Source organism: Pseudonocardia cypriaca (genome assembly GCF_006717045.1).
In the GTDB taxonomy this organism is placed as follows: Bacteria; Actinomycetota; Actinomycetes; order Mycobacteriales; family Pseudonocardiaceae; genus Pseudonocardia; species Pseudonocardia cypriaca.
This window is the reverse complement of record NZ_VFPH01000002.1, coordinates 910,508-929,637: the sequence shown is the minus strand read 5'-3', so window position 1 is coordinate 929,637 and position 19,130 is coordinate 910,508. Positions and strand designations below refer to the sequence as shown.

Genomic DNA, 19,130 nt, shown 5'->3' with positions numbered 1-19,130 from the left:
CCGTGCTGCGCGTCGGACTCACCGGGGGCATCGGATCGGGTAAGTCGACCGTTGCGCGTCGCCTGGTCGCGCGCGGTGCGGTCCTCGTCGACTCCGACGTGCTGGCCCGCGAGGTCGTCGCCCCCGGCACCGACGGGCTAGCCGAGATCGCCGCCGCGTTCGGCGACGGCGTGCTGGACGCGTCCGGGGCGCTCGACCGGCCGGCACTGGCCGCCGTCGTGTTCGACGACCCGGCCGCCCGGGAGCGGCTCAACGCGATCGTCCATCCGCGGGTGCGGGAGCGGTCGGCGGAGCTCATCGCTGCCGCCCCCGCCGATGCCGTGGTCGTGCAGGACGTCCCGCTGCTCGTCGAGAGCGGGATGGCGCCGCTCCTCCCGCTGGTCGTCGTGGTGCACGCGGACGCGGAGGAGCGGGTGCGGCGGCTGGTGCTGCGCGGCTTGCCGGAGACCGACGCCAGGGCCCGGATCGCAGCCCAGGCGAGCGACGAGGCGCGCCGGGCCGCGGCCGACGTGTGGCTGGACAACTCCGGCGACGAGCACGACCTCGGGGCCGCCGTGGACGCGCTGTGGGAGCGGCGGTTGGTCCCGTTCGAGGCGAACCTGCGGGAACGCAGGCCGGTCGGCGCGGGCGCTCCCCGGCTCGTCGAACCGGACCCGGACTGGCCGGCCGCGGCCGAGCGCCTACGGGCGCGGGTGGCCGCCGCGGTCGGTGAGCGCGGCCGGGGTGTGGCGCACATCGGGTCGACGGCGGTGCCGTGGCTCCCCGCGAAGGACGTCATCGACCTGCAGCTCGGGGTCGAGACGCTCGCCGATGCCGACGCGGTGCGCGACGCCCTGCAGGACTCGGGCTTTCCGTGGGTCCCGCGGATCGATCACGACAACCCGAAGCCGCCCGGCTCGCCGGTGTGGCCGAAGCGGTTCCACGGCAGCGCGGACCCCGGCCGGGTCGTGCACCTGCACATCCGCGAGGTCGGCTCGCCCGGGTGGCGCTACGCGCTGCTCGTGCGCGACTGGCTCCGCGCCGATTCCGCGGCTCGCGCCGAGTACCTCGCCGTGAAGCGGTCCGCGGCCCGACGCTACGCGGGCGACCCCGATGCGGAGCGGTACGTCGAGGTGAAAGAACCTTGGTTCGATGCCGCGATCGGGCGAGCCGAAGGTTGGGCCGCAACTTCCGCATGGGTCCCGTCGTTGGACTGAACGGAGGACGCTGCCGGTAACGGAGCGGAGTAGTGCGGCGATGGAGGAGGCAGAGCATCTCCGTTCGGGTGAAGGACGAGCTGTCGGGGAGGGCCGAGGAGTGACCACTTCGGTCTCCCAGCGCACCGACCCCGGCGACGTGTCGGACGGCGCCGAGCAGGTGCAGCGGCCCAGGCTGGGCACCGCCGCCGAGCTGCGCGTGGACTTCGGGGCTCATCTCGAGGCCAACTACCAGCGCCTGGTGGCGCAGCTGTACGCCATCACGCTCAACCCGGGCGAGGCCCACGACGTCGTGCAGGACGCCTACTCGCGCGCGTGGCGCAGCTGGGCGGCGATCGGGCGCACGCCCGACCCGAGCGCGTGGATCCGCCGGGTGGCGGTGCGCTCCACCATCCGCAGCTGGCGCGGCGCGCTCGCGCGTTTCGGCATCGGCCGCCCGCGGGCCATCGGCTCCGGCGTCGACGAGCGCACCCGGGCGATCCTCCGGTCCCTCGCGCGGCTCTCGCCCGCGGAGCGGCGCGCCGTCGTCCTGTTCCACATGGCCGGTGCCACGGTCGGGGAGATCGCGGCGATCGAGCAGGCCTCCGAGACGCTGGTCCACGCCCGGCTGACGCGCGGGCGCCACGTCGTGACGGAGGGGATGGCCGACGTGCTCCCCGACGTGCTCGGTGACGCCGCTGCCACCGGCTACGCCCCTGGTTACGGGCTCGACGGTCCCGGGGCCGGGGGATCCGACGACTACGGGCTCGACGATCCCGACGCCCACGACTACGAGGGAGGTCGTCGGTGACGGACGGCTACGAACGCATCACCGACGAGCTCCGCCGCCTGGACGACGAGCTGGCGGCCGCTGTCACGCTCCCGTCGGTGGACACCGTCCTGCGCCGCGCGAGCACGCTGAACCGGGCGAGCACCGCGGCCGCGGCGGCCGTGCTCACCGTCGGTGCCCTCGGCGCCACCACCGCGGTCGCCCAGGTCAGCGCGGTGAGCCCGGCGGTCGATCCGGCCGCCTCGGTCTCCGCCGGCGCAGACCGCACCAGCCGCGTCGGAGCGGGCGCGTCGCTGCCCCTCGGCGACGAGTACCCCTCCTACACGGACGAGCCGACGTCGGAGTTCCCGGCGCCCGTCGAGGAGCCGGTCCAGCCCGCCCCGGATCCCGCGCTCGCCGCGCCGCTCCCGCCGGCCCCGCCGCCGGCCGCGCTCCCCACCACCGCACCACCGCCGCCGCCGGTGACCACCACCCGGAAGTCGCAGAGCAACAACGAGGGCGACGAGGACGAGAAGCCGACCAGGCCCACGAAGCCCACCAAGCCCACCAAGCCGACGACGGAGCCGAAGCCCACCACGGAGCCGAAGCCGACGACGGAGCCGAAGCCAACCACGGACACGAGGCCGACCGCCGAGCCCGACCCGGACCCGCCGACCTCCTAGGAGCGCCCTGAACAACTCCGACCTACTGCGCGACGCCCAGGCGGCGCCCTCGCCGCGTTGGACGATCGCACCGATACAACAGCGGTATCGGCCCGATCGTCCGCCTTGCGATGGCACCACCTGGACGCCGCTCGCTACGGCCGGAGTTGTTCAGGACCCTCCTAGCCCGGGTCCTCGCCCACGCCGCCGCGTTCCTTCCAGGTCAGCGCGATCCCGAACGTGGCGAGCCATGCGTCCAGGTCGTGGCCGTGGCTCGCGATGCCGTCCACGGCCCGGTAGGCCGTGTGCATCGCCGACTCGGCGGCGGCGGGGGCCAGCAGGCCGAGCGTGACGGCCGCCACGAACTCGTCCACGTCCAGCACGGCGGCGTCGCGTCCGGTGCGCACCACGATGTCCAGGTAGTGGTCGGTGAGCACCCAGCTCCCGCCGTCCCGGACGATCTGGCAGATGTCGAGGTAGAAGTCCTGCTCCCGCGCGTGGCCCGGGTTCCACCACCAGTCGGTCACGCACAGGCCGAGGTCGGGCAGGAGCCATGACTCCACCCAATGCGCGGTCGGCCGGTTGACCATCGCGCGGCTCATGTAGAGGCCGAACGGTGTCTCGCGGTACTCGTCGACCGGGCGCCGGACTCCCTTGGTATCGGTGTTGACACGGGCCGGGACGTCGAAGGTCACGGTCTTCGGCGGGTGCACGGGGAACGATGCTGCCAGTCTTTGTCGGGGGCAGCTCGTACCCTGGACGGCGTGGCATTCGCGACTGAGGTTCCCGGCAGCGCGGCGCTCCCTGACGTGCCGGTGGCGCACTCGGAGTTCCGTCCCGTCGGGGACGTCCCCCGCACGGGCGGCCGCTTCGAGGTGGTCAGCCCGTACCAGCCGGCGGGTGACCAGCCGGCCGCGATCGACGAGCTGGAGCGCCGCATCAAGGCGGGTGAGCAGGACGTCGTGCTGCTCGGTGCCACCGGCACCGGCAAGTCGGCCACCACCGCGTGGCTGATCGAGCGCCTGCAGCGGCCCACGCTCGTCATGGCGCCCAACAAGACCCTCGCGGCGCAGCTGGCCAACGAGCTGCGCGAGATGCTGCCGAACAACGCCGTCGAGTACTTCGTCTCGTACTACGACTACTACCAGCCCGAGGCGTACATCGCGCAGACCGACACCTACATCGAGAAGGACTCCTCGATCAACCAGGACGTCGAGCGGCTGCGCCACTCCGCCACGATGAACCTGCTGTCGCGGCGCGACGTCGTCGTGGTCGCCTCGGTGTCGTGCATCTACGGCCTCGGTACGCCGCAGTCCTACCTCGACCGCTCGGTCAAGCTAGAGGTGGGCGGCAGCGTCGAGCGCGATGCGCTGCTCCGCGCGCTGGTCGACGTGCAGTACACGCGCAACGACCTCGCGTTCAACCGCGGCACGTTCCGGGTGCGCGGCGACACGGTCGAGATCATCCCGGCGTACGAGGAGCTCGCGATCCGCATCGAGTTCTTCGGCGACGAGATCGAGGCGCTGTACTACCTGCACCCGCTCACCGGCGACGTCCTGCGCCAGGTCGACGACGTGCGCATCTTCCCGGCCACCCACTACGTCGCGGGCCCGGAGCGGATGGAGCGCGCCGTGCGCGACATCGAGGCCGAGCTGGAGGAGCGGGTCGCCGAGTTCGAGCGGCAGGGCAAGATGCTCGAGGCGCAGCGGCTGCGCATGCGCACCCAGTACGACATCGAGATGATCCGCCAGGTCGGGTTCTGCTCGGGCATCGAGAACTACTCGCGCCACATCGACGGCCGCGGTCCCGGCTCGGCGCCCGCCACGCTCATCGACTACTTCCCCGACGACTTCCTGCTGGTCATCGACGAGTCCCACCAGACGGTCCCGCAGATCGGCGGGATGTACGAGGGCGACATGTCGCGCAAGCGCAACCTCGTCGAGTTCGGGTTCCGGCTGCCGTCCGCGGTCGACAACCGGCCGCTGACGTGGGAGGAGTTCACCGACCGGATCGGCCAGACGCTCTACCTCTCGGCCACCCCCGGCCCGTACGAGCTGTCCCGCACCGGTGGCGAGTTCGTCGAGCAGGTCATCCGGCCCACCGGTCTCGTCGACCCGAAGGTCGTGGTCAAGCCCACCAAGGGTCAGATCGACGACCTGGTGCACGAGATCCGGGAGCGCTGCGAGCGCGACGAGCGGGTGCTGGTCACCACGCTCACCAAGAAGATGGCAGAGGACCTCACCGACTACCTGCTCGAGCTGGGCATCCGGGTGCGCTACCTGCACTCCGAGGTCGACACCCTGCGCCGCGTCGAGCTGCTGCGGCAGTTGCGGCTCGGCGAGTTCGACGTGCTGGTCGGCATCAACCTGCTCCGCGAGGGTCTCGACCTGCCCGAGGTCTCGCTCGTCGCGATCCTCGACGCCGACAAGGAGGGCTTCCTCCGCTCCGGCACGTCGCTCATCCAGACGATCGGCCGCGCCGCCCGGAACGTCTCGGGCGAGGTGCACATGTACGCCGATAAGATCACCGACTCGATGCAGTACGCCATCGACGAGACCGACCGCCGCCGCGCCAAGCAGGTCGCCTACAACGAGGCCAACGGGCTCGACCCGCAGCCGCTGCGCAAGAAGATCGCCGACATCCTCGACCAGGTCTACCGCGAGGCCGAGGAGGTCCCGGTCGGAGGGTCCGGGCGCAACCAGTCCCGCGGCAAGCGGGCCGCGGGCGAGCCCGGCCGCGCCCCGGCCGCCAGCTCGGGCATCGTCGCGCGGCGCGACACCGCCAACATGCCCCGCGCCGAGCTGGCCGACCTGGTCCAGCAGCTGTCCGACCAGATGCTCGCCGCCGCCCGCGACCTGCAGTTCGAGCTCGCCGCCCGGCTGCGCGACGAGATCGCCGATCTCAAGAAGGAGCTGCGGGGGATGGACGCGGCCGGGATCCGCTGAGCTCTGCGCCTCGCTCGCGCGGTGCCGGGCGACAGGGGTGGCGGTCGTCCGGCCCCCCGGTCGGGCTACCGTGGCGGGGGAGCTGAGGCAGGGGAGGGAGACCAGCGTGACGGTTGTCCGCGCGTCGACCGCACGCACGCCGGTCGCTCCGCGGCTGCTCCAGGTCCTCCGCACGCCGTCGCGCGTGCTGCCGGTCACCGTGCCCTTGTTGGCGCTCGCGCTGGCCGGGCTCGTGGCCCACACCGGCGGCCGGCACATCGACCTGGAGGTCTACCGGTTCGGGGTGCAGGCCTGGCTGGCCGGCGGTGACCTCTACGGGTCGCTGCCCGAGACCTCGGGCCACATCGCGCTGCCGTTCATCTACCCGCCGTTCGCGGCGCTGCTGATGGTGCCGCTCGCGGTCGTACCGTGGCTCGTCGCCTGGGTGGCGCTGCTCGGGCTCTCGGCGCTGTCGCTCGGCGTCACGCTGTACGTCTTCACACGGCGGCTGTGGCCGTCCGTCGGGCGGGCCGGCGCGCTGTCGGTGGCGTCCATCGCGTTGCCGCTGGCACTGGCCGTCGAGCCGGGCCGGGCCATCGACTTCGACCACCCGGTCCCGGGCCGGCCGGCGTTCGGGCTCGAACCGGTGCTGCAGACCATCGAGTTCGGGCAGATCAACCTCGTGCTGATGGCGCTGGTCGCCCTCGACTGCCTCGTACCCAGGACGAAGTGGCCCCGCGGCATGCTCATCGGCATCGCCGCCGCGATCAAGCTGACGCCCGCGGTCTTCGTGCTCTTCTTCCTCCTGCGACGGGACTACCGGGCCGCCGCCACGGCCGCGGTCTCCGGCACGGTCGCCACGGTGATCGGCTTCGTCGTGGCGCCCGCGCAGTCGTGGGAGTTCTGGTCCGACCCCGCGGGCGGGGTGAGCGGGTCGCCGTTCTTCAGCAACCAGACGTTCGAGGCGATGCTGGTGCGGGCCGGGGTCGACGGCACGGCGCGGACCGCCACCTGGCTCCTGCTGTCGGCCGGGCTGTTCGCGCTCGCGGCGCCCGCGATCCGGCGGGCGCCCGCGCCGCTCGCACTCGTCGCGCTCGCGGCCGTCGGGCTGCTGGTCTCCCCGACGTCGTGGTCGCACCACTGGGTGTGGGTGGCGCCCGCGCTGCTCGTCGCCGCGGCCACCGCGTGGGCGAAGCGCTCGGCCGTGTGGACGGCGGCCACGGTGGCGATGGCGGCGGTGTTCGTCGTCGCCCCGCACCAGTTCGTCCACCCGCGCGGCGGGGAGCAGGAACTGACGTGGACGCCGCTGCAGCAGCTCGTCGACGGCACCTACGTCTGGTTCACCGTGCTGCTGATCGTCCTGCTGTGGTTCGCGCGGAGGTCCTGGCCGAAGCCCGCCCGAGCGCCGAGGACGGGGTGACGCACGACGAGCTCGTCGCCTACTGCCTGGCCAAGCCCGGCGCGGTCGAGGACGAGCCGTGGGAGGGCGACGTCGTGGCCAAGGTCGGGGGCAAGATCTTCGCGTTCCTCGGCGGAGGTGGTCTCGGCGTCAAGTGCGGCGCCACCGCGGACGAGGCCGCCGAGCTGCGCCACCGCTACCCGGAGCACGCCACCGTGATGCCCTACATCGGGCGGCACGGCTGGAACAGCGTGCGGGTCGACGGGACGATCCCGGACGAGGAGCTGCGCGAGCTCGTCGACGAGTCCTACGACGCGATCGTCGCCAAGTTGCCGAAGCGACTTCGCCCGTAGCTTCCCCCGTTCGGGGGATGAACGCGGCAAACTGCAGCCATGGCGATCCCCATCCAGATCACCGTGGACGCGCGCGACCCCCGGCGGCTCGCCGCGTTCTGGGCGGTGGCCCTCGGGTACGTGCTGCAGCCGCCGCGGCCCGGGTACCTCGTACGCAGCGGCGACGGGGCGCGTGAGGAGCAGTACACCGCGATCGTCGACCCCGCGGGCATCGGGCCGCGGATCCTGTTCCAGCGCGTGCCGGAGCCGAAGACCCTGAAGAACCGCGTGCACCTGGACGTCAACGCCGGGCACGGCGGCACCGACCGCCGCGCGGCCGTGCGGTCGCACATGTCGCAGCTCGTCGCCGCGGGCGCCACCGTCCAGCGGGAGATGCAGGAGGAGAGCGGCTGGTGGATCGTGCTCAGCGATCCCGAGGGGAACGAGTTCTGCCTTCAGTGAGCGTGCGCGCCTCGGCGCGCAGCGCGTCGAGCACGGTCCGGACGGCCGGTCGCTCCGCGGTGCTGGTTCGCAGCACCGCCTCGACGAGCCGCCCGGCACGCACGCCGGCGAGCGGGCGGCACACGAGCCGCCGGCCGCCCCGGTCGTCGGTGGAGTAGCGGGGTAGCAGCGCGATCCCGTGCCCGGCCGCCACCAGCTCCTCGGTGACGGCGAAGTCGTTGATCCGCTGCACCACGCGCGGGGTGGCGCCGGTGGACACGGCGAGCGAGCGCAGCACGTCGTCGACGGGCCAGCCGACGCCCACGCTGATCCATTCCTCGTCCGCGAGCTCCTCGAGCCGCAGCCGCCTGCGCCGCGCGAGCCGATGCCCCGGCGGGAGCGCGACGTCGAGCGGCTCGCGCAGCAGCGGGACGACGACCCACCGGTCGGTGGGCGGCGGGGGCGCCGTCTCGTCGCGGTGGCTGACCACGACGTCGAAGTCGGCCGCGAGCGCGGGTACGTCGGCGGGCGTCATGTCGACGTCCCGGCACACCAGGCTGATGCCGGGCACGGCGTCCAGCCGCCGGAGCAGCCCGGGCAGCAGCATCCGCGCGCCGGACGGGAAGAGCGCGACGCGCACCAGCCCGCGTGGCTCCGTGCGCAGCCGCTCCACCGCGGCCTCGGCGCGGGCGAGCGCGGTGAGCACCCCTTCGGCCTCGGCCACGAGCACGTGTCCGGCGTCGGTGAGGCGCAGCCCCCGTCCCGCGGGCTCGGTGAGCGGCACGCCCACCTCCTCGGCGAGCGCCTTGAGCTGCTGGGAGATCGCGGACGGGGTGAACGAGAGCGCGGTGGCCACGGCGGTGACCGAGCCGCGATCGGCCAGCTCGCGCAGCACGCGCAGCCGCTGAACGTCCATGAAGCGATCCTAAAGAGTCTCTTCAGAACATTTCGCTGGTCTTCGAGGTCATCTGGCCGAAGACTCGGAAGACGTGAGCCTCCGCCACCGCCTGCTCGCCGCGTTCGTCGCCGTCCTCTGGGGCGGGAACTTCATCGCCATCCACATCGGCCTGGAGCACTTCCCCCCGCTGTTCCTCGGCGGGCTGCGCTTCCTCGTGCTCGCCGTGCCGACGGTCCTGCTCGTGCCGTGGCCGCAGGTGCCGCTGCGCTGGTTGCTGGGGTTCGGGCTCGGGTTCGGCACCGTCCAGTTCATCTTCCTGTTCATCGCCATGGACATCGGGATGCCGACGGGGCTCGCATCGCTGGTGCTGCAGGCGTCCGCCCCGTTCACGGTGCTGCTCGGGGCGCTGCTGCTGCGCGAGCGGATCTCGGCCCCGCAGGGGATCGGCATCGCGATCGCGATGCTCGGACTCGCGGCGATCGCGGTGTCGCGGGCGCAGGTCGCCGCGGTGCTCCCGGTGCTGCTCACCCTCCTCGGGGCGCTGGGCTGGGCGTTCGGCAACCTCGCGGGCCGCCTCGCCGCCGCGCCCAACCCGCTGCACCTCACGCTGTGGATGTCGGTCGTGCCGCCGATCCCACTGCTGGCGATGTCCATGGTCTGGGAGGGCCCGGCGGCCGGCTGGGAGGCCCTGCGCGCCGCCGTCACGCCCGACGGCCTGCCCGGCGTCGCGGCGCTCGGGTACATCGCGGTGCTCGGCACCCTCGTCGGGTCGGGGATCTGGGTGGGGCTGATGCGGCGGTACCCGGCGGGCGTGGTGGCGCCGTACTCGTTGCTCGTGCCGGTGGTGGGGATCGGGCTGGCCGCGACCCTGCTGGGGGAGCGGCCGAGCGTGCTCGAGCTGGTGGCCGCCGCCGTCATCGTGGGCGGCGTGCTGCTCGGTACGCCGAAGCCCGCGCCGGTCGCGGTATCGACGAAGGGTGCTGTGCCTGCATAGTGTCGTCCCCGGGTGATGCTCATGACAGCGGACGAGGGCGTCTGCGCGGTCCGGCCCGGCACGGACATCGTTCGGCACGCCCGCATGCTGGCCCGCGTCCACGACGCGCTGCTCTCCGGGGACCGGCCGCCCGCCACGCCGCGGCGTCTGATCGCGCGGTCCTGGGAGCGGGTGCAGGCGCAGGGGGTCGATCCCGATCTGGGCCACCCCGTGGGGCCGTTGCCCGCCGTCGAGGTGGAGCGGCGCCGGGTGGAGAGCCCACTGCAGCGGGTGCTCCCCGAGCTGCGTGCCGCGCTCACGTCGGTGGCCGACGACGCCTCGCACATCATGGTCATCACCGATGCGCAGGGCAGGCTGCTGTGGCGGGAGGGATCCGCCCAGGTGCGCCGCCGCGCCGACCGCCTGGGTTTCACCGAGGGCGCCGACTGGTCCGAGGGCAGCGTCGGCAGCAACGCGATCGGCACCGCCCTCGCCGAGGCGGCGCCGGTGCAGATGTTCGCGGCCGAGCACTTCGTGCGGTCCCACCACGTCTGGACCTGCACCGCATGTCCCGTGCACGACCCGCGCTCCGGTGAGCTGCTGGGTGTGGTCGACGTCAGCGGCCCGGCGCACACCGTGCACCCCACCACGGTGGCTCTCGTCGCCACCGCGGTGAAGCTCGCAGAGGCGAGCCTGTGGCGCCAGCACGAGGGGCGGATCGAGGCGCTGCGCGGGCTCGCCGCCCCGATCCTCTCCCGCGTGCAGGGGGCGGGTCTCGTCGTCGACGAGCACGGCTGGGTCGCGGCCGTGACCGGCATGCCGAGCGTCGAACGGGTTGCGGTTCCCCGGGGGGACCGGCCGGTCTCGGTGCACGGCGTCGGCGTCTTCCTGCCCGAGCCGGTACCCGGCGGCTGGCTGCTCCGGGTGGAGGACACCGCCCGCATCCGGCTCACCCTCGACCTCGACGCGCGCCCGCCGCGGGCCGTCGTCGACGGGTCGGCCCGCTGGGTGCACCCGCTGTCCACGCGGCATGCGGAGGTGCTCGTCCTGCTGGCGGCCGCTGGCGCGGCCGGGATGGGCGCGGGGGCGCTGTCGGCGGCGCTCTACGGCGACCGCGACCACCTCGTCACGGTGCGGGCCGAGATGTCGCGGCTGCGCAGGTCGCTGGGCGGCCTGCTGCTCGCCCGGCCCTACCGGATCGCCCCCGAGGTCGAGGTGTCCGCGCCCGACCCAGCGACGTCGGCGCTGCTCCGCCGCTCCACGGCGCCCGGTGTCCGGCGCCTCGCCGGCGGCCGCTGACCGGCTTCCAGGCAGCCCGGCGCGCGCGACGCCGGACTCACCCAGCGAGACGCCGGACCCGCGGCCGTGGTGCTCGCGCGAGTCCGGCTGCAACCCGGTGCAACTCCGGTGCAACCGTTGTCTCATCCGCTCTCCCGGCGTGGAATGGGTCGTGCGAGGCGCCGGGGCCTCGCGGACTGGCCGGAGGCGCGGGTGCAGCAGGGCGGGTCGAACGGGCGGGTGCCGCCGTCCGGGCCGACGGGGCTGCCGGTCGTGCCGGGCTCGGCGATCGGTGTCGTCGCCAACCCGATGTCGGGGCGTGACATCCGCCGGCTGGTCGCGCAGGCCTCGGTCTTCCCGAACGCGGAGAAGACGAACATGGCGCTGCGGCTCGTCGCCGCGGCCGCTGCCACCGGCGTGGACCGCGTGCTGATGTCGACCGACGGCATGGGCGTCGCGGCCGGGGTGCTGCGGGCGCGCGACAAGCGTCGTCCCGGGGCCCCGCGGTGGCCGGAGCTGGAGTTCGTCGAGCTCGACACGATCTCCGGCACGGCCGAGGACACCCGCGTGCTGGTGCGCCGGATGGTCGCCGCAGGGGCGTCGGTGATCGTCCTGCTCGGCGGGGACGGCACGGTACGCGCGGCCGCGGCGGCGAGCGGGGACGTCGCGCTGCTGCCGCTGTCGACCGGCACCAACAACGCCTTCCCGGAGATGTGGGAGGCGACGGTCGCGGGCACGGCGGCCGGGCTCGTGGCCACCGGTCGGCTGCCCGTCGGCGAGGCGAGCTACCGGGCGAAGGCCCTGCACGTGGCCGCGGGCGCGAAACACGAGCTCGCCCTCGTCGACGTCTGCGTCTCGACGGTGACGCACGTCGGGTCGCGGGCGCTGTGGCAGCCGGCCACCCTGCGCGAGCTGTACTGCGCCTTCGCCGAGCCGCACGCCATCGGCCTGTCCAGCATCGCGGGGTTGCTGCACCCGGTCGCCCGCACCGATCCGGACGGGGTCGTCGTGCGACTGGCGGGCGTCGAGGCCGCCCCGCAGACCGTGCTCGCCCCGATCGCGCCGGGCGTCGTCGCGCCGATCGGCGTGCACCACGCCGGGCCGCTCGCCGCCGGCCGGCCGCATCCGGTCGGTCTCGCGCGCGGAACCGTCGCCGTGGACGGCGAGCGGGAGATCGAGTTCGGTCCCTCGACGCCCGTGACCGTCACGCTCGCGCCGGACGGGCCGCGGGTGCTCGACGTGCGCACCGTCCTCGCCGCCGCGGCGCAGCGGCGGCTGCTCGACCCGGATGCGCTCACGCAGGAGGTCCGATCATGAGAGCGGCACGGTTCCACGGCAGGGGCGACATCCGCGTCGAGGAGGTGCCCGACCCGCAGGTCGGCCCGGGCCAGGTCGAGGTGAGCGTCGACTGGTGCGGGATCTGCGGCACCGACCTGCACGAGTTCCTCGAGGGCCCGATCTTCATCCCGCCGAGGGGAGCGCCGCACCCGATCACCGGGTCGGAGCTGCCGGTCGTCATGGGGCACGAGTTCGCGGGCGTCGTGTCGGCCGTCGGTTCCGGGGTGAGCGGCGTGCAGGAGGGCGACCGGGTCGCCGTCGAGCCGTACTACGTCTGCGGCGAGTGCGTCGCGTGCGCGGCCGGCCGCTACAACATCTGCCGCAAGCTCGGCTTCGTCGGGCTGTCCGGGCAGGACGGCGGGTTCGCGGAGCGGTGCGTCGTGGACGGGCGCTGGGTGCACCCGCTGGGCGACCTCCCGACGGACGTCGGGGCGCTCGTCGAGCCCCTGGCGGTCGGCTACCACGCCGTGCGGCTGTCCGGCCTGCGGCCGGGAGGAACGGCGACGGTGTTCGGCGCGGGGCCGATCGGCCTCGTCACGACTGCGGCGCTGAAGGCCGCCGGTGCCGGCCGGGTGATCGTGGTCGAGCCCGCGGGCGCGCGAAAGGCCAAGGCGACGGGGGCGGGCGCCGACGAGGTCATCGACCCGAGCGGCACCGCCGTGCCCGACGCGATCCGCGACCTCACCTCCGGCGCGGGCGCCGACGTCGCGTTCGAGTGCGCGGGCGTCGACGCCGTGCTGGCCGCCGCGATCGGTTCGGTACGCCCCGGCGGCACGGTCGTGAACGTGGCGATCTGGGGCCACGTGCCACGGGTGGCGGTGAACGAGCTCGTGTTCTCCGAGGTCTCCGTCATCGGCTCGCTCGCGTACTGCGGCGACCACGCCGACACGATCGCCCTGCTCCGCGACGGGACGGTCGACGCCGAGCAGTTCATCACCGGCCGGATCGGGCTCGCCGACCTGGTCGATCGCGGCTTCCGGGAGCTGATCGACAACAAGGAGGAGAACGTGAAGATCCTCGTGTCGCCGAAGGAGGAGCTGTCATGACCGAGACCCTGTCCAGCGCCGCGTCCCAGGAGCTCACAGCCGACCAGCTCCTCGCCGCCTACCGCGTGATGCGCACGATCCGCGACTTCGAGGAGCGGGTGCACGAGGAGTTCGCGGGCGGTGACATCCCCGGCTTCGTGCACCTCTACGCGGGTGAGGAGGCGTCCGCGGCCGGGGTGTGCGCCCACCTCGACGAGCGGGATGCCATCGCCTCGACGCACCGCGGCCACGGTCACTGCATCGCCAAGGGGGTGGACGTCAGCGCGATGATGGCCGAGATCTACGGCAAGGTCACCGGCTCGTGCCGGGGCAAGGGCGGCTCGATGCACATCGCCGACCTGTCCAAGGGCATGCTCGGCGCCAACGGCATCGTCGGGGGCGGGCCGCCGCTGATCTGCGGCCGTGCGCTGGCGTCCAAGCACAAGGGCGACGGTGGGGTGGCCGTCGCGTTCTTCGGCGACGGCGCCTCCAACCAGGGCACCACGCTCGAGTCGCTGAACCTCGCGACGGTCTGGAACCTGCCGGCGATCTTCGTGGCGGAGAACAACGGCTACGCCGAGAGCACGTCGTCGAGCTGGTCGGTGGCGAGCGACGACATCGCTGACCGGGCCGCCGCGTTCGGGATGCCCGGCGTGATCGTCGACGGGTTCGACTTCTTCGCGGTGCACGAGGCCGCGGGCGAGGCGATCGCGCGGGCCCGGGAGGGCGGCGGCCCGACGCTGATCGAGGTCAAGTTCACCCGCTACTTCGGCCACTTCGAGGGCGACCAGCAGCTCTACCGCGCCAACGAGGTGGCTGAGGCCCGCGAGCGGCTCGACTGCCTGAAGCGCTTCCGGGCCCGGGTCACCGAGAGCGGCCAGCTCTCCGCCGAGCAGCTCGACAGGATCGACTCCGAGGTCGCGGCCGAGATCGACGCGGCCGTCGAAGCCGCGAAGGCGGCCCCGAAACCCGGCCCGGACGACCTGCTCACCGACGTCTACGTCTCGTACTGATCGGAGGGAATCGAGATGGCACGCACGATCACCTACCGCGAGGCGATCAACGAGGCGCTGGCGCAGGAGATGGAGCGCGACGAGCGCGTGATCGTCATGGGCGAGGACAACGCCGGTGGCGAGGGTTCGCCCGGTGAGCAGGACGCATGGGGCGGGGTCCTCGGTGTCACGAAGGGGCTGTTCGGGAAGTTCCCCGGCCGGGTGCTGGACACGCCGATCTCGGAGTCCGCGTTCATCGGCGCCGCCATCGGGGCCGCGACCGGCGGGCTGCGGCCGGTGGCCGAGCTGATGTTCATCGACTTCATGGGCGTCTGCTTCGACCAGATCTTCAACCAGGCGGCGAAGTTCCGGTACATGTTCGGCGGCAAGGCCGTCACGCCCGTCGTGATCCGCACGATGTGGGGTGCCGGGCTACGGGCCGCCGCGCAGCACTCGCAGTCGCTGCTGTCGGTGTTCACGCACGTCCCGGGCCTGAAGGTCGCGGCGCCGTCCAACGCCTACGACGCCAAGGGCCTGATGATCCAGGCGATCCGCGACGACGACCCGGTGATCTTCGCCGAGCACAAGATGCTCTACGACACCGCGGCGGACGTGCCGGAGGAGAGCTACGCGATCCCGTTCGGCGAGGCGAACGTCGTGCGGGAAGGTGGCGACGTCACGATCGTCGCGATCGGGCGGATGGTGCACACCGCCCTCGAAGCGGCGGAGGAGCTGGCCGGCTCCGGGGTGCAGGCCGAGGTGATCGACCCGCGCACCACCAGCCCGCTCGACGTCGACACGATCCTGGAGTCGGTGGAGAACACCGGGCGGCTGGTCGTGGTGGACGAGTCCAATCCCCGTTGCTCGCTCGCCACCGACATCGGGGCCACCGTCGCGCAGGACGCGTTCGGGTCGCTGCGCGCGCCCATCCAGCTGGTGACCGGCCCGCACACGCCGGTGCCGTTCTCCGACTCCCTCGAAGACCTGTTCATCCCGGACGCGGCGAAGATCGCGGGCGCGGTGAAGACAGCGGTCGACTGGAAGGCCTGACATGACCGATGACCGCATCCAGCGGGTGACGATGCCCAAGTGGGGCCTGTCGATGAAGACGGGCAAGATCGTCGACTGGTTCGTGTCGGAAGGGGACACGATCGCCAAGGGTGACGACATCGTCGACATCGAGACGGACAAGATCGCCGGCACGCTGGAGTCGCCGGTCGAGGGACCGCTGCGGCGGATCGTGGCCGAGGCCGGGGCGGACCTGCCGGTCGGGGCGGTGCTCGCCGTCGTCGCGCCTGCGGACGTGCCCGACTCGGAGATCGACGCCGTCGTCGAGGAGGCGAAGGCCGCCGTCGCCTCCGGAGCGCTCGAAGCCGACGACGAGCCGGAGCCGCAGCTCGTCGAGGTCGGCGGGCGGACGATCTCGTACCTGGCGCTCGGGCCCGAGGACGGTGACGCGGTCGTGCTCGTCCACGGCTACGGCGGGGACAAGAACTCCTGGCTGTTCGTGCAGCAACCGCTCGCCGAGGAGGGCCGCCGGGCGGTCGCGCTCGACCTGCCCGGGCACGGCGCGTCCGGCAAGGACGTGGGGGACGGGTCGCTCCAGACCCTCGCCGACACCGTCAGCGGCTTCCTCGACGCGCTCGGGATCGATCGCGCCCACCTGGTCGGGCATTCGCTGGGCGGAGCGGTCGTGGCGGCCGTCGCGAAGGCCGCGCCCGGGAAGGTCGCGTCGCTGACGCTGATCTCGCCTGCCGGGTTCACGCCGGAGGCCGATGTGGAGTACCTGCGCGGGTTCGCGGCAGCGTCGTCGAGGAGGGAGCTGAAACCGCTGGTCGGGCGGCTGTTCGCGGACGAGGCGCTGGTCACGCGCCGGCTCGTCGACGACCTGCTGCGCTACAAGCGGCTCGACGGGGTCGACAAGGCGCTCACCGCCGTGCTCGGCACCCTGCTCGACGGCGACCGGCAGGCCCTCGACACGCCGGCGCTGCTGGAGGGCGTCGACGTGCCGTTGACGGTGGTGTGGGGTGCGTCCGACCGAATTGTCCCGGTGCCGGACGGGGTGGAGCTGACCCGCGTGGAGGCGGGCCACATGGCCCACATGGAGGCCCCCGGCGAGGTCATCTCAGCGATCCGGACCCACCTCTGACAGGTCGTGAGTGGATACGAGTGCTCGAGCACTCGTATCCACTCACGGGGGCACCCGGCTAGAAGGCCACCGGGTCCCGGACGAGCGGGCAGGTCATGCAGTGCCCGCCACCGCGGCCGCGGCCGAGCTCGGCGCCGACGATCGTGATGACCTCGATGCCCGCCTTGCGCAAGAGCGAGTTGGTGTAGGTGTTGCGGTCGTAGGCGAACACCACGCCCGGTTCGACGGCGACGAGGTTGTTGCCGCTGTCCCACTGCTGGCGCTCGGTCGCGTAGGCGTCGCCGCCGGTCTCGATGACGCGCAGCGCGCGAAGGCCGAGCGCCTCGGCCACGACGTCGACGAAGGCGAGCTTCTCCTCGGTGACCTCGACCGGATCCCGGTCGTGCGGACGCAACGAGAAGGTGTGGATGCCGTCGACGATGTTCGGGAAGACGGTCACGCAGTCGCGGTCGGCGAAGGTGAAGACCGTGTCGAGGTGCATCGCGGCGCGCAGCTTCGGCATCCCCGCGACGATCACGCGCTCGGCGGCCCCGTTCGCGAAGAGATCCGCTGCGAGCTGCGTGATCGCCTGCCGCGAGGAGCGCTCGCTCATCCCGACCAGCACCACGCCGTTGCCGACCGGCATCACGTCGCCGCCCTCGAGCGTCGCCAGGCCCCAGTCCCGCTCGGGGTCGCCCCACCAGATCGTCGCGCCCGCGAAGTCGGGGTGGAACGTGTAGATCGCCTTCATCAGGAGCGTCTCGTCGTGCCGGGCGGCCCAGAAGAGCGGGTTGAGGGTGACGCCGCCGTACAGCCAGCACGTCGTGTCCCGCGTGTAGAGCGTGTTGGGCAGCGGCGGCATGAGGTACTCCGGCACGCCGCTGGACTCGCGGGCGAGCGCGATGTAGCCGGGCCGGAAGCCGTCGGGCAGGTCGACCGTGGACAGGCCGCCGATCAGGTACTCCGCCAGCGTCCGCTCGTCGAGGCTGTCGAGGAAGGCGCGGGTGTGGTCGACGAGGCCGAGCCCCACCTCGTTGGCGACGATCTTCCGGTCGAGCAGCCACGTCCTCGCTTCGGGCATCGCCATCGTCTCGGCGAGCACGTTGTGCAGCTCGACGACGTCGACGCCCCGCTCGCGCATCTTGCTCATGAAGTCGAAGTGGTCCCGCCGGGCGTTCTGCACCCACATCACGTCGTCGAAGAGCAGGCTGTCGCAGTTCGTCGGCGTCAGGCGGGTGTGGGCGAGCCCCGGCGCGCAGACGAGCACCTTGCGCAGCGTTCCCACCTCGGAATGGACACCGAGGTCCGTCGAGGGGCCGGGAGTCGGGATCGGGTCGGCCATGGCAGAGCTCCTCCTAGATCGTGATCAGGCCCGTGGCGAGTCCGGCGATTCCGAGGACGGCCAGGACGACGGCGACGACGAACAGCAGCAGCTCGGCCGGGGAGAACACGCGCCGGTGCTGCTCGCGGCGCGCCATGACGAACAGGATCGTGCCGGGGGCGTAGATGATGAACGACAGCAGCAGGAACTCCAGACCGGCGGCGACGATGAGGAACGCCGTGTAGACGACCGCGACCGCGGCGAAGGTCAGCTCCCTGCGGCGGCGTTCCGGAGCGGTGTCGTAGGTCTCCCCGCGCACGCCTATCTGCAGCGCGTAGGCGGCGGCCAGCAGGTACGGGATCAGCGACAGCGAGCTGCAGAGCTTGAGCGTGAACGTGAACGCGTCGTCGGAGAACACCGTGACCGCCAGCACCGCGGTGATCAGGATCGTCGTCATGACGAGCGCGGCCACCGGCACGCCGTGCGCGTTCTCGCGCCGGAGGAAGCGCGGCATGTCGTCGTCCTTCGCCGCGACGAACAGCACCTCGGCCGCCATCAGCGTCCAGGCCAGGTAGGCGCCGAGCACCGAGACGATCAGCCCGAGGCCGATGAAGACCGAGCCCCACGGCCCGACGACCGACTCGAGCACGCCCATCATCGACGGCTGCCGCAGCTGCTCGAGCTCGCTCTTGGGCAGGCTGCCGTAGGACAGCAGGGTCACCGAGGCGAACAGGGCGAGCACGCTGAGGAAGCCGAGCACGGTCGCGCGGCCGACGTCGGAGCGCTTCTGCGCGTACCGGGAGTAGACGCTCGCCCCCTCCACGCCGAGGAAGACGAACACCGTCACGAGCATCGTCGCCCGAACCTGCTCCCACAGGCCGCCGAACGACCGGTCGTCGCCCCACAGGTTCGCGGCGAACACGTCGGCGCGCAGCGCGACGGCGAGCACGACGACGAACACCAGGATCGGGACGAGCTTGGCGATCGTCACGATCCGGTTGATCGCGGCCGCCTCCTTGACCCCGCGCAGGATCACGAAGTGGAAGGCCCAGACCCCCACCGCCGAGACGGCCACCGCGAGCAGCGTGTTGCCCTCCCCGAACCCGGGGACGGCTACGCCGAGCGTCGACTTGATCAGCACCCAGTAGCTGACGTTGCCGACGCAGGCGCTGGCCCAGTACCCGAAGGCGGAGAAGAAGCCGGGGAACTCGCCGAAGCCCGCCTTCGCGTAGGCGTAGACCCCGGCGTCGAGCTCCGGCTTCCGGACCGCGAGGGTCTGGAACACGAACGCGAGCATGAGCATGCCGACGCCCGCTATCACCCACGCGACGACGGCGCCGAGCACGCCGGTGGCCTGCCCGAAGTTGCGGGGCAGGGAGAAGACGCCTGCGCCGACCATCGACCCGACCACCATGGCGGTCAGGGTCATCAGCGGCATCTTCTGCGACGCCTTGACGTCGGTGGTGGTCATCTCA

The 19,130-nt window shown here is 72.6% G+C and carries 18 protein-coding genes; 14 read left to right on the top strand and 4 right to left on the bottom strand.

Going from position 1 to position 19,130, the window contains the following annotated elements:
• The first annotated feature begins 2 nt into the window (after positions 1–2).
• From coaE to FB388_RS21915, 3 genes are all read left to right on the top strand, one after another.
• Positions 3–1,196: a dephospho-CoA kinase gene (gene coaE, locus FB388_RS21925; protein ID WP_142104091.1), complete on the top strand. Its 1,194-nt coding sequence runs from the start codon at positions 3–5 to the stop codon at positions 1,194–1,196.
• A 100-nt stretch (positions 1,197–1,296) separates the two neighbouring features.
• Entirely contained in the window at positions 1,297–1,986 is a 690-nt protein-coding gene (locus tag FB388_RS21920) for an RNA polymerase sigma factor (RefSeq protein ID WP_170225780.1), read from the top strand.
• Positions 1,983–2,627 carry a hypothetical protein gene (locus tag FB388_RS21915; protein ID WP_142104089.1) on the top strand — a complete coding sequence of 215 codons (645 nt, stop codon included), beginning with the start codon at positions 1,983–1,985 and terminating at the stop codon, positions 2,625–2,627. The genes FB388_RS21920 and FB388_RS21915 overlap by 4 nt, the downstream gene beginning before the upstream one ends.
• A gap of 161 nt (positions 2,628–2,788) precedes the next feature.
• On the opposite strand, the gene FB388_RS21910 is transcribed toward FB388_RS21915, so the two are convergent.
• Positions 2,789–3,319, bottom strand: a complete 531-nt coding sequence (locus FB388_RS21910; RefSeq protein ID WP_142104088.1) for a ribonuclease FAU-1 family protein — start codon at positions 3,317–3,319, stop codon at positions 2,789–2,791.
• Between the two features lie 51 nt (positions 3,320–3,370).
• On the opposite strand from FB388_RS21910, the gene uvrB reads away from it, so the two are divergent.
• From uvrB to FB388_RS21890, 4 genes are all read left to right on the top strand, one after another.
• Positions 3,371–5,551 carry an excinuclease ABC subunit UvrB gene (gene uvrB, locus FB388_RS21905; protein ID WP_142104087.1) on the top strand — a complete coding sequence of 727 codons (2,181 nt, stop codon included), beginning with the start codon at positions 3,371–3,373 and terminating at the stop codon, positions 5,549–5,551.
• A gap of 106 nt (positions 5,552–5,657) precedes the next feature.
• Positions 5,658–6,950, top strand: coding sequence for a glycosyltransferase family 87 protein (locus FB388_RS21900; RefSeq protein WP_142104086.1), 1,293 nt, complete (start codon positions 5,658–5,660; stop codon positions 6,948–6,950).
• Entirely contained in the window at positions 6,947–7,282 is a 336-nt protein-coding gene (locus FB388_RS21895) for an MmcQ/YjbR family DNA-binding protein (RefSeq protein ID WP_142106190.1), read from the top strand. Before FB388_RS21900 ends, FB388_RS21895 begins: the two co-directional genes overlap by 4 nt.
• Before the next feature lie 39 nt (positions 7,283–7,321).
• The gene (locus FB388_RS21890) at positions 7,322–7,723 is read left to right on the top strand and encodes a VOC family protein (protein ID WP_142104085.1); all 402 of its coding nucleotides are present in this window, start codon (positions 7,322–7,324) and stop codon (positions 7,721–7,723) included.
• Here the strand turns inward: FB388_RS21890 and FB388_RS21885 are convergent.
• Positions 7,686–8,618 (bottom strand): LysR family transcriptional regulator, encoded by a 933-nt coding sequence (locus FB388_RS21885; protein WP_142104084.1) that lies wholly within the window; start codon positions 8,616–8,618, stop codon positions 7,686–7,688. The two genes, FB388_RS21890 and FB388_RS21885, sit on opposite strands and share 38 nt — an antisense overlap.
• A gap of 73 nt (positions 8,619–8,691) precedes the next feature.
• Here FB388_RS21885 and FB388_RS21880 point away from each other — a divergent pair, with 73 nt between their 5' ends.
• The 7 genes from FB388_RS21880 to FB388_RS21850 all read left to right on the top strand — a co-directional run bounded on the left by FB388_RS21880 (position 8,692) and on the right by FB388_RS21850 (position 16,355).
• Positions 8,692–9,594 carry an EamA family transporter gene (locus FB388_RS21880; RefSeq protein WP_142104083.1) on the top strand — a complete coding sequence of 301 codons (903 nt, stop codon included), beginning with the start codon at positions 8,692–8,694 and terminating at the stop codon, positions 9,592–9,594.
• Positions 9,595–9,615: 21 nt separating this feature from the next.
• Positions 9,616–10,872 carry a GAF domain-containing protein gene (locus FB388_RS21875; protein WP_142104082.1) on the top strand — a complete coding sequence of 419 codons (1,257 nt, stop codon included), beginning with the start codon at positions 9,616–9,618 and terminating at the stop codon, positions 10,870–10,872.
• 144 nt (positions 10,873–11,016) lie between these two features.
• Positions 11,017–12,168, top strand: coding sequence for an ATP-NAD kinase family protein (locus tag FB388_RS21870; RefSeq protein ID WP_142104081.1), 1,152 nt, complete (start codon positions 11,017–11,019; stop codon positions 12,166–12,168).
• The gene (locus FB388_RS21865; protein ID WP_142104080.1) at positions 12,165–13,235 is read left to right on the top strand and encodes a 2,3-butanediol dehydrogenase; all 1,071 of its coding nucleotides are present in this window, start codon (positions 12,165–12,167) and stop codon (positions 13,233–13,235) included. Before FB388_RS21870 ends, FB388_RS21865 begins: the two co-directional genes overlap by 4 nt.
• Complete coding sequence (locus tag FB388_RS21860) at positions 13,232–14,227, top strand: thiamine pyrophosphate-dependent dehydrogenase E1 component subunit alpha (RefSeq protein WP_142104079.1); 996 nt, start codon at positions 13,232–13,234, stop codon at positions 14,225–14,227. The genes FB388_RS21865 and FB388_RS21860 overlap by 4 nt, the downstream gene beginning before the upstream one ends.
• Before the next feature lie 15 nt (positions 14,228–14,242).
• Entirely contained in the window at positions 14,243–15,256 is a 1,014-nt protein-coding gene (locus FB388_RS21855) for an alpha-ketoacid dehydrogenase subunit beta (RefSeq protein ID WP_142104078.1), read from the top strand.
• Between the two features lies 1 nt (position 15,257).
• A complete protein-coding gene (locus FB388_RS21850; protein WP_142104077.1) occupies positions 15,258–16,355 on the top strand; it encodes an acetoin dehydrogenase dihydrolipoyllysine-residue acetyltransferase subunit in 1,098 nt (365 codons plus the stop codon).
• A gap of 58 nt (positions 16,356–16,413) precedes the next feature.
• Here FB388_RS21850 and FB388_RS21845 read toward each other — a convergent pair whose 3' ends face one another.
• The gene (locus FB388_RS21845; RefSeq protein ID WP_142104076.1) at positions 16,414–17,676 is read right to left on the bottom strand and encodes an arginine deiminase; all 1,263 of its coding nucleotides are present in this window, start codon (positions 17,674–17,676) and stop codon (positions 16,414–16,416) included.
• A 13-nt stretch (positions 17,677–17,689) separates the two neighbouring features.
• A complete protein-coding gene (locus FB388_RS21840) occupies positions 17,690–19,126 on the bottom strand; it encodes a basic amino acid/polyamine antiporter (RefSeq protein ID WP_142104075.1) in 1,437 nt (478 codons plus the stop codon).
• Positions 19,127–19,130: the final 4 nt, after the last annotated feature.

Bases quoted from the DNA above. Each gene is read 5' to 3' on its own strand.
- FB388_RS21850 (WP_142104077.1), top strand. From the start codon at position 15,258: ATGACCGATGACCGCATCCAGCGGGTGACGATGCCCAAGTGGGGCCTG.
- FB388_RS21845 (WP_142104076.1), bottom strand. From the start codon at position 17,676: ATGGCCGACCCGATCCCGACTCCCGGCCCCTCGACGGACCTCGGTGTC.
- FB388_RS21860 (WP_142104079.1), top strand. From the start codon at position 13,232: ATGACCGAGACCCTGTCCAGCGCCGCGTCCCAGGAGCTCACAGCCGAC.
- FB388_RS21840 (WP_142104075.1), bottom strand. From the start codon at position 19,126: ATGACCACCACCGACGTCAAGGCGTCGCAGAAGATGCCGCTGATGACC.
- FB388_RS21870 (WP_142104081.1), top strand. From the start codon at position 11,017: ATGGGTCGTGCGAGGCGCCGGGGCCTCGCGGACTGGCCGGAGGCGCGG.
- FB388_RS21855 (WP_142104078.1), top strand. From the start codon at position 14,243: ATGGCACGCACGATCACCTACCGCGAGGCGATCAACGAGGCGCTGGCG.
- FB388_RS21890 (WP_142104085.1), top strand. From the start codon at position 7,322: ATGGCGATCCCCATCCAGATCACCGTGGACGCGCGCGACCCCCGGCGG.
- FB388_RS21875 (WP_142104082.1), top strand. From the start codon at position 9,616: ATGACAGCGGACGAGGGCGTCTGCGCGGTCCGGCCCGGCACGGACATC.
- FB388_RS21865 (WP_142104080.1), top strand. From the start codon at position 12,165: ATGAGAGCGGCACGGTTCCACGGCAGGGGCGACATCCGCGTCGAGGAG.
- FB388_RS21885 (WP_142104084.1), bottom strand. From the start codon at position 8,618: ATGGACGTTCAGCGGCTGCGCGTGCTGCGCGAGCTGGCCGATCGCGGC.